This window comes from Bacillus sp. AFS031507, from assembly GCF_002584635.1.
In the GTDB taxonomy this organism is placed as follows: Bacteria; Bacillota; Bacilli; order Bacillales; family Cytobacillaceae; genus Neobacillus.
Window position 1 is genome coordinate 260204 of the sequence record NZ_NUOW01000012.1, and the last position, 13514, is coordinate 273717.

Here is a 13514-nt window from a genome sequence, read left to right on the forward strand (position 1 = left end):
AGAGGAGTTACATGAATGGAGCAGCAGGTTTCAGTTATTTCTTTATTAATTGTTGTTACGATGGCATTTTTAACACCGATTCTTTTACATCGGTTTAAATTGAATTATATCCCTGTGGTCGTCGCTGAAATTATTATGGGATTGGTCATCGGTAAAAGCGGTATTGATGTGGTCCACGAAGATATGTGGCTCTCAACCCTATCGACCTTAGGGTTTATTTTTCTCATGTTTTTAAGCGGACTTGAGATAGACTTCACGGCCTTTGCTGGGAGGAAATTGGGTAAAAAGCTTCCAAATGGAAAAAAAGAGCCTAATTCATTTGTAGTTGCGGGGCTAATCTTTGCAGGTATCTTTATTTTCTCACTTGGTTTATCCTTTTTGTTTGTGATAGCTGGTTTTATTGAGAATGCCTTTTTAATGACGCTGATCATTTCGACCATATCATTGGGTGTTGTTGTGCCTACTTTGAAAGAGGCACATCTGATGAAAACCGTCATCGGACAAATTATCTTATTGGTTGCGGTCATAGCCGATTTAGTAACGATGATATTGCTTGCTGTCTTTGTATCGCTATATGAATCAGGACATGGAAATACGTGGCTGTTACTTATTTTATTTGCCGCAGGTATCGTTCTTTATTTTCTTGGCAAAAGATTTAAAAATCGAACTTTTATAGAAACACTTTCAACGGGAACCGTTCAAATAGGGACGAGGGCAGTGTTTACACTGATCATCGTATTAGTAGGGCTTTCTGAAACAGTGGGTGCAGAAAATATCTTAGGAGCGTTTCTAGCAGGTGTCCTTGTTTCGTTGTTATCTCCGAACCAAGAGCTTGTACATAAGCTAGACTCATTCGGGTATGGATTTTTGATTCCCATCTTTTTTGTAATGGTGGGGGTAAAACTTGATATTTGGTCCCTTTTTAATGAAAAAAAACTCTTATTATTGATACCGTTGCTATTACTGGGGCTGCTTTTATCAAAACTAATCCCCGTGTATATTTTGAAAATTTGGTATGAGTTGAAAACAGTCATTGCAGCGGGTTTTTTACTCACTTCTACTCTTTCACTGGTCATTGCGGCAGCGACAATAGGAGAAAGGTTAGAAATCATAACACCGCAGATGAGCGGCACATTAATATTGGTTGCTGTAATTACGTCTATTTTTACACCGATTGTTTTTAAAAAGTTATTCCCTAAAGAAGTGGTTGCTAATAAAAGGGTAAACGTGGCATTCTTAGGTGCCAATCAGACCACATTGCCCGTCTCACGAGAATTAAAATCAGGCTTGTATGATCCAATCTTGTATCATACACAAATGGAGAAATCAGAAAAGCAAATTGCTAATTCTCTTTTTGACATAGTTGAAATTCCCGATTATTCCCTTGAAACGTTGGAGAATACAAACGTCTTTCAATCAGAAGTTGTAGTGATTTCAACAGGTGATGAAAGAGTAAATGCTACACTTTCTGTAGCTTCGAAAGAAAAAGGAGTTTCTAGGGTCATTGCCCGAATAGAAAGTCCTGAATTAGAGGAAAGCTTACGGGAGAATAATATAGAAGTGTTTTCTGCCTTTATGTCAACCAAAGTATTGCTTCGGGCCTTAATTGAATCGCCAACCTTGTTAAATATATTAACAAATCAGGAGACAAGACTTTATGAAATTGTTATGCTGAATAGGCAATTTGATGGGATGTCTTTACGGAGATTTCCTTTTACAGGAGATATCATATTTGTCCGAATTTTCCGTGGCAAGGATTCCATCGTCCCACATGGAGATACAGAGCTGCAAATGAATGACCGCTTGATTGTTACTGGATCGAGGGAATATGTGGATGAACTAAAAAGAGAGTTAGAATTCTGCGAAACCTGTTAAAGTATTTTTGAAAAAATGTTGTTTGATGTGTTGAACTTTTCATTTGTCGTAAATTAGTGTAAAATTAGTACCAAGTACTAATAACTAATAACTAATGTAATAGTAGGAGGACTTTTTCAATATGAATCTTTCTTTATCTGGAAAAACTTATGTAGTAATGGGTGTTGCCAATAAACGCAGTATTGCATGGGGAATTGCCCGCTCATTGCACAATGCAGGAGCAAGATTAATTTTTACCTATGCAGGTGAAAGATTAGAAAGCAGTGTTCGTGAACTTGCTAATTCCTTAGAGGCTGAAGGGACACTTGTTTTACCGTGTGATGTTACACGCGATGAAGACGTTGCGAAGTGCTTTGCTGAAATTAAAGAAGCAGTTGGGACTATTCAAGGCGTGGCACATTGTATTGCTTTTGCAAATAAAGAAGAACTAAAAGGTGAATATTTGAATACAACGAGAGAGGGCTTCTTGCTCGCTCATAACATCAGTTCATATTCATTGACAGCTGTTGCCAAAGAGGCAAGAGGATTAATGACTGACGGAGGAAGCATTGTGACATTGACTTACTTAGGCGGTGAGCGTGCCCTTCCAAATTATAATGTCATGGGAGTTGCCAAGGCTTCCCTTGATGCAAGTGTTCGTTACCTTGCAGCGGATCTAGGAAAAGAAGGCATTCGTGTTAATTCCATCTCAGCTGGTCCGATTCGGACTTTATCTGCTAAAGGTGTTGGTGATTTTAACGCAATTACAAAAGTAGTGGAAGAAAGAGCACCATTACGGAGAGCTACCACACCGGAAGAAGTAGGCGACACAGCGCTATTCCTTTTCAGTGAACTTTCACGAGGAATTACCGGCGAAAACATTCATGTTGATTCCGGATATCATATTCTATAAGGATGATGATGAAGGCCCGCATTTGATGCGGGCCTTTTTGCTTGCAGTAAATTTCTTATTTTCCTATGAACGCCTATGGGCCTCTAGCATAAATATAATGTGTAGGATTACGTAAATGGAGGTACAGAGCATGTCGGAAAAGAAAAGTAAAGGTCCATTACTCTATATACACCAGCCGTTTGCAAGGACTCCTGCAACTAACATGCAGGACATTTATACGAGCAGACAGGAAGATGAAGAGCTGGTTGAGGAAGAAAAGCTGGTAGAGGCTGAAAGCAAAAAGAAAATTTCTCTTTTAAAAATGGAAATAGTTCAAGAGCTAATAGGAACGGAAGCATCTAGATCAGATAATCCAGCAACAAAATCAACAACATCGATTCAGGAAAGGAAGCATTCTCCCTTTAACAGGGTGAAACCCTTTAAAGAAATGGATATTAAAGAACGATTAGATTATTTAATCAACTATCCAATAGTCCTTCCGCCTCCACCATGCGTTTTTATTACCGAAGAAAAAAATTATCAGGGATACCTAACAGAGTACGATGGAAACGAAGTAACGATTCGTTTTCATGATAAATCGACTAAAACAGTGCCGGTCCATACACTTAAAGGGGTTATCCTGATTGGACTCAAAAAATAGAGACAACAAAAAAGCCAGCCGATTATACCGACTGGCAATATTTTTAGTTACAAATTCCTAAGTTAACATCCGCAATACATTGAACAGCGCAGAAGCATCTTAAGTCAACTGTAATGCAATCGTTACTTGCGCGGAAACGTTCAACTTGACAAACCTTATCGAGGTTAATACAACACTTATCTCCACCTGAAACTAAGTTTACTGGGCAGAAAGTTCCACCTTCACGGCGACCAGGTACTAATACACGAAGTGTAGCACAGCAGTTATCAAAAACATCTTCGACACGGAAGTAGATGGATACACATGCATTGTTTTCGTTACTAAAGAAAGCGTGGAATGGTGAACCATCCGCAGTACTTAAAACAAAGACACGAGTATCAACTGGATCTCTCCTTGCTGGTGATACCAATGTACCTAGTGGCTCATTGAAGCAACTGGAACATTCAGGACATTCATCTTCTTCTATAGCATTATCTTGGATATCCTTAATTGCACGAACGACTTCGCAAACACAATTACCTTTATGAAAATCATGATCATTATTTCCACAACCCATTTATTTTTCCTCCTTAATCCGATAGATATCTTACATTATTAACATATTTCACAGAGCACTTTTGGGTAACGGACAATAGCCTTGTTTGAGTAAATTAGGCAAAAAAATGTCTCTGAAAGGAAGAAAGGAAACACAACATGAAAATAACTTTATTAAACCTGATTATTCTATCACTTGCGTCTTTTAGGCTAACAAGATTATTTGTTTTTGATAAAATAACCGAATTTATTAGGGAGCCTTTTTTCAATGAAATCAAAGAAGTAGATGATTATGGTGAAATCGAGGTTTATTATGTACCAAAGGAAAAAGGGGTCAAAAAGTTTCTCGGTGAACTTCTTAGCTGTTATTGGTGTACAGGAATATGGACTTCTGTAGGAGTTGTCGGTATATCACTTCTATATCCAATCGTTTCCTACCCTATAATATTAATTTTAGCGGTTGCTGGCATTGCATCAATATTGGAGTTAATTGTACAGTATTTTATCGATAAATAAGATGTTTGCTGAGACAAGACCTACATCTTGGTCATATTCTAATACAAGTAGGAATGAATTGATAGCAAGGGAGAGAGAATTAATGAGTCAGAAAAAAAGGAGAAACCAATATACAAACACAACACAAGGTACAGAAACAACACAAGATATAGAAACAACACAATCCACTCACATGTATCAACCGTCAAAATCCATAAAGCAAAAAGGTTCAGGTTGTGGCTGCGGAAAAAAAACTTCTAAATAGGCTTAAGGGAACTGCCAGATTGACTGGCAGTTTTTTGTTTTACGAAGGAATATAGATAAATTACTCGTAACTAGTCATAATTTTAGACAATATCGAAAAAACTACCTATAGTGATGGTTAAAAAACGGAATAAGGGATGGGAATCAAATGAAAGCTATTCATCATTGGGTATTATTCGCTTGTTTATTAGTACTCTCCTCCTGTAGTCAAAATCCACAGGTTAAGGATAGTCAAATAGCCCTTATGAAAACAACGAATCCTAATCCAATCGTAACCGGGAAAAGCATAAGTAAAAATCATGTAAAAGAAATTGAACATGATGTAAGCGCGTTTCCAGAATTATATGATGTGGCCGTTATAAAAGGGAAAAAGGATACACTAGTGGTATATAAGGTTAAGCATTTGCATCGGTTTAGAATGAAAAAAATTGAAAAAAACATCAACAAAATGCTTGAAGAAAAATATCCCAATGATAACTTTACCATTTCAAGTGACTACAAAATTTTCCTTGAAGCAGTGAGACTTGATGAGAGAATGAAAACCTCCTCTAAATTTTCTCATCAAAGGGCTGAAAAGCGCTTTAACGAAATCGTTAAAATGACGAAAGATATGAAGTAAGAAAGGAAGAATGAAGATGGCAACCAGTAAGCAGAAGAACATGACGCCTCAGCAGCGCAACTATCAACAGCTTCAGCAGAAGCATGAAATTAAAAGGCCTGTTTTGAAGAATTGTATGAAGGCATTTTTTGTTGGTGGACTTATTTGTGTTGTCGGCCAAGCCATCAGTTACTTTTATATTTACTTTTTTGATTTTACCGAACAGAGTGTAGGAAATCCGACCGTGGCAACAATGGTCTTTCTATCAATGTTACTCACTGGCTTCGGAATTTACGATCGTCTCGGACAATTTGCTGGTGCAGGAAGTGCTGTGCCCGTTACGGGCTTTGGTAATGCCGTAATCTCGGCATGTATCGAACATCGAACGGAAGGCTTTGTTTTAGGTGTAGGTGGAAATATGTTCAAGCTAGCTGGATCGGTAGTGCTCTTCGGTGTTTTCTCAGCTTTTGTTGTTGCGCTTGTTAAAACGCTGTTAGTGATTTGGGGGGTTTTGTAATTGCTAAAAGGGCATCAATCTTGGATATTTACAAATCGGCCAATGATCACTGCTACCGGGGTTACTGGTGGACCATTTGAAGCCAATGGAAATTTAGCCAATGATTTCGATTTATTATATGAAGACTTATGGATGGGAAAGGAGTCTTATGAAAAAGCTCACCGTTTACTATTAGAAGAAGCAATTAAAACAGCTTTACAAAAAGGGAATGTTGAAAAAGAGCAGATTCAATTTTTATTTGCTGGAGACTTAATTAATCAAATTACACCAACCAGTTTTGCGGCAAGGACAATGCAGATTCCATACTTTGGTCTGTTTGGGGCTTGCTCAACGTCCATGGAAGGGCTGGCCTTAGCCTCTTTTGTGGTAAATTACCAGGGGGCAAAATACGTGCTTACGGGTGCATCAAGTCATAATGCAGCAGTCGAAAAACAGTTTCGATACCCAACAGAGTATGGAGGTCAAAAGCCTCCGACTGCACAATGGACGGTAACAGGTGCTGGTGTAGCTTTAGTTCAACCAAATGAACCAGGACAGATGCACCCAGTAACAACTTCTGCAACGATTGGAAAAGTCATCGATATGGGATTAACCGATCCGTTTAATATGGGCGGCGCGATGGCACCAGCAGCAGCTGATACAATTATGGCCCATTTCCGCGATCTTCAATTAGACCCCTCATATTATGACTTGATTGTAACTGGAGACCTCGGCCGAGTTGGTCATGATACAGCTTTTGAGGTAATCAATAAGAGTGGACTTCAATTAGAACGAAAACAATTTCAGGATTGTGGTTTATTAATGTATAAGGATGATCAGCCTGTACAATCGGGGGGAAGCGGTGCGGGATGCTCAGCCACAGCCTTATATGGGCATTTACTGAACCAAATGAAAAAAGGTACATATAAACGAATCTTAGTAGTTGCGACGGGGGCTCTGCTATCCCCGCTCAGCTTTCAGCAAAACGAATCGATCCCATGTATTGCACATGCTGTTGCTATTGAAATGAATGGAGATAAGGGGTGATCCTATGCTAGCGATGTTTTTCTGGGCATTTGTTATTGGTGGGCTAATCTGTGTTCTAGGGCAGCTTTTATTTGATGTTGCCAAGCTTACACCTGGTCATACACTAAGTTTGCTCGTTGTCATTGGAGCTATATTAGATGGTTTTGGACTGTATGAGCCCCTAGTTGACTTTGCAGGGGCAGGTGCTACCATTCCAATTACCAGTTTTGGAAATTCATTAGTCCATGGGGCACTTCAGGATGCAGAGAAACATGGGCTGATAGGAGTACTCACCGGTATGTTCCAAGTGACAAGTTCTGGTATCTCTGCAGCTATAATATTCGGGTTTCTTGGTGCACTAATCTTTAAACCTAAAGGATAAATTACTCATTATTAATATCCAATTTACAGAAATGGATGTCGCGCCTACACACAGTATAAAGTAATTTCATATGTTATTAATGAGATTACAGAAGTGAGGTGACATTTCTATGGGCTTTGGTTATGGCGGCTGCGGCTACGGATACGGCGGTGGATACGGGTACGGTTCAACTTTTGTGTTAATCGTAGTATTATTCATCCTTTTAATCATTGTTGGTGCAAGCTTCTATTAATAAACAGTAAGCTTATATTAATGGAAGGGGAAGGGGTTGGCCAAAAAAGTGGCCAGCCCTTTCTTTACTTGTTTAGCGTATGCGCCTAAGGGCGCGTACGCTTTTCCTATTTAATTCACCATTTTCTCTTTCCATCATACAATAAAGTAGTTTATAAAGGAGCGTGATCTTTTACCATGGATAATGGATTTTTTAAAAACATTGAAAAGAAAACGGGCGTTAATATGAAAGATATCTTAGATTTAGCCAATTCATTACAAAATGCGAATTTTAAAGATGAAAAAACAGTCCGTAATGTGATTCGTCGGGTTTCTCAAATTGCCAATAAACCGGTAAGTAAAGAAATGGAAGATCAAATTGTAAAATCAATCGTTAACGATGGAAAGCAGATTGACCTTAATACAATTTCGAATATGATCAATAAAAAGTAAAAGAAGAAGACCACTTTCCTAAGTTTTAGGAATCGGTCTTCTTCTTTTTAGTAAGAGGAATTAGGAACCTTGAGCGATTTGCTTTTTTCCCTCGTCTATTTTGCAGAATAGAAATAAATAGCTGCTCCTTTGCGCGAGTCATCGCCACGTAAAATAGTCTTCTTTCTTCTTCGAGTGCAGTAAAGTCACCATTTCGATAGGCTTCCAAGGCAAAATCATGCGGAAGGCTGCCATCGACTGCGCCGATCATATAAACGGTTTTGTATTCAAGGCCTTTTGAGCGGTGGATTGTACTTAGGCTGATTGCTTCATGAAAATGTTTACTTAAATTTTTGATTTCTTTGTTCATCGCCGACATGTGCTCGGAATGAGCTAGAAATGCTTCAATTTTGTCGAAACTTTTTGCAGCCACCTTTAAATCCTTAAGATCGTCCGATCCTTTTTCAAGTTTATTCGATTCATTTCCGCGTTTTTTCAGAAAATCAAGAAAGCCAATATCTTTCTCGACCTTTTCAATCGCAGTGTGAGGTGAAGAATGCTTTAACCCTCGAATAATCGTGACAGCTTTTTTTAATTTCTTTTCCTGAAATGCATGGGCTGTCGTTAAATGTGCGAGTGCCTCAAGAAGACTGCAGTCTTTTAGGATACTTTGTGCTTTTAATTCTTTTAGGACTGCCTGCTTTAAAAATAATAATGGTAAAATGTCTGACATTGCTTGCGTGTCATCCTCATTTAAACTCACCTTTAGAAATGCCAGGACGCTTCTCACAATATAGCGTTCGTAAAAAGCCTCTGCATCTAAATCAATTTTAAAAGGAAGATTGGAGCCAGCCAGTCTGTCAAACACTGCACGAGAACCTGCATTGGTCCGATAAAGAATGGCAAAGTCTGAAGGATTTGCACCAAGTGAAATCCTCTCCTGTATATCGGTAACAATCATTGTTGCTTCTTCCTCTTCATCATAGGGGAAAAATAACTGTGGGAGTTTTTCTGATGAAAACTGTGCTTTCATTTTCTTTATTCTTCTTATATTATTAGCTGCAATCATTTGATTAGCAGCCGAGACAATTTCATGAGACGATCGATAATTTTGATCAAGTGTGACCATTTTGGCATAGGGAAAATCTTTTTCAAATTCTAGCAAATAGCTTGGGTCACTACCCCGAAACGAATAGATCGCTTGATCATCGTCGCCAACGGCACATACATTTTTGTGTTTTCTGGATAAAAGTTTGATCAGCTCATACTGGACCTTATTAATATCCTGAAACTCGTCAATTAAAAAATAATGAAACCGATTTTGATATTGTTCAAGCAGGGAAGGGGTGGTGGCAAACAGTTGATAGCAGCCAATTAGCATATCGTCAAAATCAAACAGACCTTCTTTTTTCTTATAGGCTTCATATCTTTTATATAAAAAGACTGCTTTTTCTTCCCATTCAGTGGTTGGCTTTACTTCATCTGGCATCAGCAGAGAGTTTTTCCATAATCCGATTTGCTGAAGAGCTAAATCATAGGCAAATTCTTTTTCAGACAAGTCGAGTTCTTTGCCAGCTTCCTTCAGGATTTTGTCTCGCTGCCATTCTTTTTTGAGCAGCTTATTTGAAGACCAATTAATTGAATCATGGAACATAAGAATACGATAAAAAATACTGTGAAAGGTTCCGGTAACAAGCTGATTGATTTTATCTCGTTTCATTTGCGGATAGGAAAGCAGACGGTTTTTCATTTCAGCAGCTGCTTTTGACGTGAATGTAACGAGCATGATTGTCCTTGGGTCGATGTGTTTGTCATCTAGCATAAACGCTGTTCGTGCTGTTAACACCCGAGTTTTGCCACTCCCTGCACCAGCAAGGACTAATAAGGAGCCTTCTGTCTCCATGACAGCAGCAGCCTGACTTCCATCAAGAACAACTCCACTGTCTGCAAGTTGCTGTAAATAAGGTGAGCGCTCCTCATGTTTGTCACTAATTGTCTGTTTAAACGCAACCGTATATTCAATATTTATGGACTTTTTGAAAAGATCCACGCTTTGCGGGGTCTGTGTAATGGTTCTACCCTTTGGGATGCTAAATCCGTTTACTTCGGAAAATTGTTGTGTATCTACTTTTTCTTTTTCCGCTATTATTGTAGGCTCTGGGCAATATATTTCAGGTGAATGTGTATGGTAAAAATGCGGATCCTTCTGAATACCTAAAAACAATCGAACGTTCTCTTTACATGCAGGGCAGCTCAGTTGACCATTTTTTCCGGCAAGGAATATTTTTTGATATTGATCCCTGCTTAATTGTTCAAGGACAATATTCTGATTTTGATAAATTGCTGTTTTCATAATTTTTACCCTCTATATCCAAAAATCAAGACATGTTCTATCATATCAAAACCTGAGGGTAACTAAAAGGGTTTCACCGACATTGCTGGAATTACCAAAAAGCACTTGCCGCATAAAGCGTCAAGTGCCTCCTTCGTTTATATTTCTTTTACCATCGTTTTATGAGGAATTCCAGCATCCATAAATTCCTCTGAAACAATCTCATAACCAAGTCCTGCATAAAAGGGGATAGCATGTGTTTGAGCATTTAGCTTTAATTTATGAATATCTTTTTGAAGCGCATAGTTCTCGATTGCATTCATAATCGTTTTTCCTGCACCAGTTTTCCTTGCCTTGTTCAATACACAAATTCGTTCAACTTTTCCATAGCCATCAACGAAACGAAATCGACCAGCAGCAATTGGAGAACCTTCATCGTACATGACAAAGTGTTCTGCCTCGCCCTCGTAGGCGTCGATTTCCTCTTCGAGAGGTACATTTTGTTCTTCAACGAAAACGATTTTCCTAACTGAATAGGCATCTTCAAGTTCTTTTTGATTTTCTACAATCTTGACTGTCACTTAAACTATTCCTTTCCAAGACGAAATGTTTCAAAAACGGTCCAGGAACCATTTTCTAATTGATAAAGTAGATGGAAACGGTCAACCGTTTCTTCATGATTAATCATAGTCATGCGCAGTGATCCAAATACATCAGAATGCTCATCATTGGATAGCTTTTGACCAATCGTGATATGTGGAACAAATGCATATTCTAAGTTTTGCTCCGTAAATTCTTGATTGACTTCATTATGCAAGGCGGAAAGTTCATCTGTCTTGTCTACTTTGAAATAAATAACATTATTTACAGGCTGAAAAGAGCTGATTTTTGAAGTCTTTAATGTGAATGCATTATGGCTAGCAGCTACTCTCCGTAACTTTTCAGCGTATTCCTTCGCTTCTTCTTCAGTCGCTTCAAATCCAGTTTTCAATGTTAGGTGAGGTGTAATTAAAGCATAATGCGGGTCATAACGTTTTCGATAGGAATTAGCTAAATCCTGTAGTTTTTTTGATGGAAAAATAACAACTCCAAATTTCATACGTATACCTCCGTTTTAATGAACTGACCTTTTTTTTAAAACAAAAAATTAACCTTCCTGATATTATAGCAAATTTTCAAAAAATATTAAACGACTTATCTTGATGTATATTCTAATAAGATTAAAATAGCATTTTAAGAGCCCGTCTTAAATCTGGCTGCCAGTAGGTCCAAGTATGATTCCCGTTAAATTCTTCATAAAAATATGTAATGGGTTTTTCTGAAATTATTTTTGAAAGCTTCCGGTTAGGGGTCAGGAAATCTTCAATTTTGCCATTTGTTGTCTGAACTTCAGTTTCTTGTTCACCTATCACGTGATAGAGTTGTAAAATCTGTCCATCCGAGAAGTTCTGGACCGAATTCAATACATTTTCATCCACATATGGAGATTGTAGAAGGACTTTTCCAAATGTATGAGGATATTGAAGGGCAGCCATTAACGAAACAGTTGCGCCCAGAGAATCTCCAATAAGCGCTCTGGTCAAGCCCATTTGATAAGTTGGAAACTCTTGATCTAAATACGGAACTAATTCATGGGCAAGAAAGCGAATGTATTGCTGATTCTGTTCGCCTTCAGGATGGTATTTCCTGCGGCGTTCTTCTACATTCTTATAGGGTACCCCAACAATAATTAAATTTTCAATTTCCCTTTCAAAAAGATACTCGTCTGCTAATCGGCCAATTCTGCCAAGTTGGAAATAATCCCTGCCATCCTGGGCAATCAGCAGCGAATACTTATATAACGGTGAGAAATTTGCAGGCAGATAAACGAGAAGCTGTAAATCTTCTCCAAGCTCCCTGCTGTGAAAGGTAAGTTCTTTGATTGTGCCTTTTGGAAATTCCATGCAATTATTCCCCCAATAATTCGATCATTACCACTGCATTATAACAAAACTAAAGAGGAAATGCTTTTAATGATCAGAGGGAAGATTGTTATATGAATGTAGGTAGGAAGAGGATTAGTGAAGGTAGCGTTGTTTCGTGCGAGATTCAGGCATAATTGATAATATATTTTCTCGTTTAAAGGTGCGCATTTGTTTGCGCAGCAAACAATACGCACGAATGTATTCGTCGTGAACTTCCTTCACAATCAACTTCCGTTGTGAGAGTTCTTGGTTGTCGGCTAAATAAATCATTTCTAATGGAATATTTTCCTCGATTGAACGGATGAAAAGCCCATCCATGTGAATCACCCCTTTCGTTTTCTTATGTTATTATTATATCCAAACATTTGTTCTTTATTCAATGAAAATAGAACGAATGTTCCTTATTTGGGATGATAAACAATGTCATCAAAAAAAATGTAAGAATAATAATTAAACTATTGACATTATCACAAATTTTTATATAATTATTTATGTAGTTTAAATAAATACGACTTGTTAGCTCAGTGGGAGAGCACTTCCTTGACAGGGAAGGGGTCGTGGGTTCGAATCCCTCACAGGTCATCAAACAAAGCCTTGGTAACGTTGAGTTATCAAGGCCTTTTCTATTGTTACAGAGTCATTATTTAATTAGTACAGATGAATTGGTGGCAGATTAATTTATGAAGTAATTCTTTATGCTTTTTCCTGTTGTTTTTGTTGAAACAAGTAATCAAAGGGTTTTTTTATGTTTTCGACAGGGTTTTCTTTAATGACCCGCCACTCAACAGCTCTATTAAAAATATTTTTCAGGATACGATGGTAAAACTGGATGGTTGCCGATGATAATTGACCTGTTTTTCCATCCGACCTCATCCCATCTTTGCTTAAAGATTCCAAAAAACTTAGTATTTTTGAATTATTCCAAGTCAAAAGGACTGGGGGAGTGGAAAACAAATGAGACATTATCTTGAATTTACTGTGGATGTGAAACCCTTCCAAGCGGTTCAACTTATTTTGGAGGACAAAGATATAAAGTCAACTTTAATATTTGAGGATTATAAAGTTACTGAGAATGTTGAGAAAGAGATTTCAATATTAGTATTTGAACAATTTTTTCTCCGTACTGGTAATACAGCTTCGTTAACTGTCACTGTCGATAATTTTACAGGAGTGACAATTATAAAGTGTATCACAGCAGGAAATGGAGATGGAATTTTGGATATTGACTGGGGGGCAGGAAAAGCTTTATTAAAACCAGTTCGAAAAAAACTGGAATCTAACATTATTGAAATATCGAAGGAGACATAGCACACTATTATCCATTTATTCGAGGAAGATTTGGCTTTTATGCTTAAACTAAACCAGCTAATAGTT

At 37.9% G+C, this 13514-nt stretch carries 18 protein-coding genes and 1 tRNA gene; 13 read left to right on the forward strand and 6 right to left on the reverse strand.

The features are described 5' to 3' along the window. Positions 1–15: 15 nt before the first annotated feature. From COE25_RS12565 to COE25_RS12575, 3 genes are all read left to right on the forward strand, one after another. The gene (locus COE25_RS12565; RefSeq protein WP_098932879.1) at positions 16–1875 is read left to right on the forward strand and encodes a monovalent cation:proton antiporter family protein; all 1860 of its coding nucleotides are present in this window, start codon (positions 16–18) and stop codon (positions 1873–1875) included. A gap of 121 nt (positions 1876–1996) precedes the next feature. Next, complete coding sequence (gene fabI / locus COE25_RS12570; RefSeq protein WP_088086090.1) at positions 1997–2767, forward strand: enoyl-ACP reductase FabI; 771 nt, start codon at positions 1997–1999, stop codon at positions 2765–2767. A gap of 130 nt (positions 2768–2897) precedes the next feature. Further along, the gene (locus COE25_RS12575) at positions 2898–3407 is read left to right on the forward strand and encodes a CotO family spore coat protein (RefSeq protein WP_180247497.1); all 510 of its coding nucleotides are present in this window, start codon (positions 2898–2900) and stop codon (positions 3405–3407) included. A gap of 43 nt (positions 3408–3450) precedes the next feature. Here the strand turns inward: COE25_RS12575 and COE25_RS12580 are convergent, their stop codons facing one another. Further along, positions 3451–3963, reverse strand: coding sequence for a CotY/CotZ family spore coat protein (locus COE25_RS12580; RefSeq protein ID WP_088086092.1), 513 nt, complete (start codon positions 3961–3963; stop codon positions 3451–3453). A 137-nt stretch (positions 3964–4100) separates the two neighbouring features. Between COE25_RS12580 and COE25_RS12585 the strand changes: the two genes are divergently transcribed. From COE25_RS12585 to spoVIF, 8 genes are all read left to right on the forward strand, one after another. After that, positions 4101–4457, forward strand: a complete 357-nt coding sequence (locus tag COE25_RS12585; protein ID WP_098932881.1) for a DUF1360 domain-containing protein — start codon at positions 4101–4103, stop codon at positions 4455–4457. An 82-nt stretch (positions 4458–4539) separates the two neighbouring features. After that, a complete protein-coding gene (locus COE25_RS30730; protein WP_179195738.1) occupies positions 4540–4701 on the forward strand; it encodes a hypothetical protein in 162 nt (53 codons plus the stop codon). Between the two features lie 147 nt (positions 4702–4848). Further along, on the forward strand, positions 4849–5319 hold the full coding sequence (locus COE25_RS12590; protein WP_098932882.1) for a sporulation protein: 471 nt from the start codon (positions 4849–4851) through the stop codon (positions 5317–5319). A gap of 16 nt (positions 5320–5335) precedes the next feature. Further along, on the forward strand, positions 5336–5815 hold the full coding sequence (gene spoVAC, locus COE25_RS12595) for a stage V sporulation protein AC (RefSeq protein WP_088086095.1): 480 nt from the start codon (positions 5336–5338) through the stop codon (positions 5813–5815). Further along, on the forward strand, positions 5816–6841 hold the full coding sequence (spoVAD, locus tag COE25_RS12600; RefSeq protein ID WP_088086096.1) for a stage V sporulation protein AD: 1026 nt from the start codon (positions 5816–5818) through the stop codon (positions 6839–6841). A 4-nt stretch (positions 6842–6845) separates the two neighbouring features. Further along, entirely contained in the window at positions 6846–7202 is a 357-nt protein-coding gene (gene spoVAE, locus COE25_RS12605) for a stage V sporulation protein AE (protein ID WP_088086097.1), read from the forward strand. Positions 7203–7311: 109 nt separating this feature from the next. Further along, positions 7312–7434 (forward strand): YjcZ family sporulation protein, encoded by a 123-nt coding sequence (locus tag COE25_RS12610; RefSeq protein WP_088086098.1) that lies wholly within the window; start codon positions 7312–7314, stop codon positions 7432–7434. Positions 7435–7610: 176 nt separating this feature from the next. Then, positions 7611–7865, forward strand: coding sequence for a sporulation-specific transcription regulator SpoVIF (gene spoVIF / locus COE25_RS12615; protein WP_098932883.1), 255 nt, complete (start codon positions 7611–7613; stop codon positions 7863–7865). A gap of 25 nt (positions 7866–7890) precedes the next feature. On the opposite strand, the gene COE25_RS12620 is transcribed toward spoVIF, so the two are convergent. The 5 genes from COE25_RS12620 to COE25_RS12640 form a co-directional block, all read right to left on the reverse strand. Beyond that, on the reverse strand, positions 7891–10197 hold the full coding sequence (locus COE25_RS12620) for a UvrD-helicase domain-containing protein (protein WP_098932884.1): 2307 nt from the start codon (positions 10195–10197) through the stop codon (positions 7891–7893). 137 nt (positions 10198–10334) lie between these two features. Continuing rightward, on the reverse strand, positions 10335–10757 hold the full coding sequence (locus COE25_RS12625) for a GNAT family N-acetyltransferase (protein WP_098932885.1): 423 nt from the start codon (positions 10755–10757) through the stop codon (positions 10335–10337). Positions 10758–10762: 5 nt separating this feature from the next. Beyond that, entirely contained in the window at positions 10763–11275 is a 513-nt protein-coding gene (locus COE25_RS12630; RefSeq protein WP_098932886.1) for a YjcG family protein, read from the reverse strand. A 121-nt stretch (positions 11276–11396) separates the two neighbouring features. Further along, positions 11397–12119 carry an alpha/beta hydrolase gene (locus COE25_RS12635; protein WP_098932887.1) on the reverse strand — a complete coding sequence of 241 codons (723 nt, stop codon included), beginning with the start codon at positions 12117–12119 and terminating at the stop codon, positions 11397–11399. A 114-nt stretch (positions 12120–12233) separates the two neighbouring features. Then, positions 12234–12458 (reverse strand): hypothetical protein, encoded by a 225-nt coding sequence (locus COE25_RS12640; protein WP_098932888.1) that lies wholly within the window; start codon positions 12456–12458, stop codon positions 12234–12236. A gap of 192 nt (positions 12459–12650) precedes the next feature. Between COE25_RS12640 and COE25_RS12645 the strand changes: the two genes are divergently transcribed. Continuing rightward, a tRNA-Val gene (locus COE25_RS12645) sits at positions 12651–12722 on the forward strand. 372 nt (positions 12723–13094) lie between these two features. After that, positions 13095–13448, forward strand: coding sequence for a DUF6054 family protein (locus COE25_RS12655; RefSeq protein ID WP_098932889.1), 354 nt, complete (start codon positions 13095–13097; stop codon positions 13446–13448). The last annotated feature ends 66 nt before the right edge of the window (positions 13449–13514 follow it).

Coding starts and splice junctions, on each gene's coding strand:
- COE25_RS12565 (WP_098932879.1), top strand. CDS start 16: ATGGAGCAGCAGGTTTCAGTTATTTCTTTATTAATTGTTGTTACGATG.
- fabI (WP_088086090.1), top strand. CDS start 1,997: ATGAATCTTTCTTTATCTGGAAAAACTTATGTAGTAATGGGTGTTGCC.
- COE25_RS12575 (WP_180247497.1), top strand. CDS start 2,898: ATGTCGGAAAAGAAAAGTAAAGGTCCATTACTCTATATACACCAGCCG.
- COE25_RS12580 (WP_088086092.1), bottom strand. CDS start 3,963: ATGGGTTGTGGAAATAATGATCATGATTTTCATAAAGGTAATTGTGTT.
- COE25_RS12585 (WP_098932881.1), top strand. CDS start 4,101: ATGAAAATAACTTTATTAAACCTGATTATTCTATCACTTGCGTCTTTT.
- COE25_RS30730 (WP_179195738.1), top strand. CDS start 4,540: ATGAGTCAGAAAAAAAGGAGAAACCAATATACAAACACAACACAAGGT.
- COE25_RS12590 (WP_098932882.1), top strand. CDS start 4,849: ATGAAAGCTATTCATCATTGGGTATTATTCGCTTGTTTATTAGTACTC.
- spoVAC (WP_088086095.1), top strand. CDS start 5,336: ATGGCAACCAGTAAGCAGAAGAACATGACGCCTCAGCAGCGCAACTAT.
- spoVAE (WP_088086097.1), top strand. CDS start 6,846: ATGCTAGCGATGTTTTTCTGGGCATTTGTTATTGGTGGGCTAATCTGT.
- COE25_RS12610 (WP_088086098.1), top strand. CDS start 7,312: ATGGGCTTTGGTTATGGCGGCTGCGGCTACGGATACGGCGGTGGATAC.
- spoVIF (WP_098932883.1), top strand. CDS start 7,611: ATGGATAATGGATTTTTTAAAAACATTGAAAAGAAAACGGGCGTTAAT.
- COE25_RS12620 (WP_098932884.1), bottom strand. CDS start 10,197: ATGAAAACAGCAATTTATCAAAATCAGAATATTGTCCTTGAACAATTA.
- COE25_RS12630 (WP_098932886.1), bottom strand. CDS start 11,275: ATGAAATTTGGAGTTGTTATTTTTCCATCAAAAAAACTACAGGATTTA.
- COE25_RS12635 (WP_098932887.1), bottom strand. CDS start 12,119: ATGGAATTTCCAAAAGGCACAATCAAAGAACTTACCTTTCACAGCAGG.
- COE25_RS12640 (WP_098932888.1), bottom strand. CDS start 12,458: ATGGATGGGCTTTTCATCCGTTCAATCGAGGAAAATATTCCATTAGAA.
- COE25_RS12655 (WP_098932889.1), top strand. CDS start 13,095: ATGAGACATTATCTTGAATTTACTGTGGATGTGAAACCCTTCCAAGCG.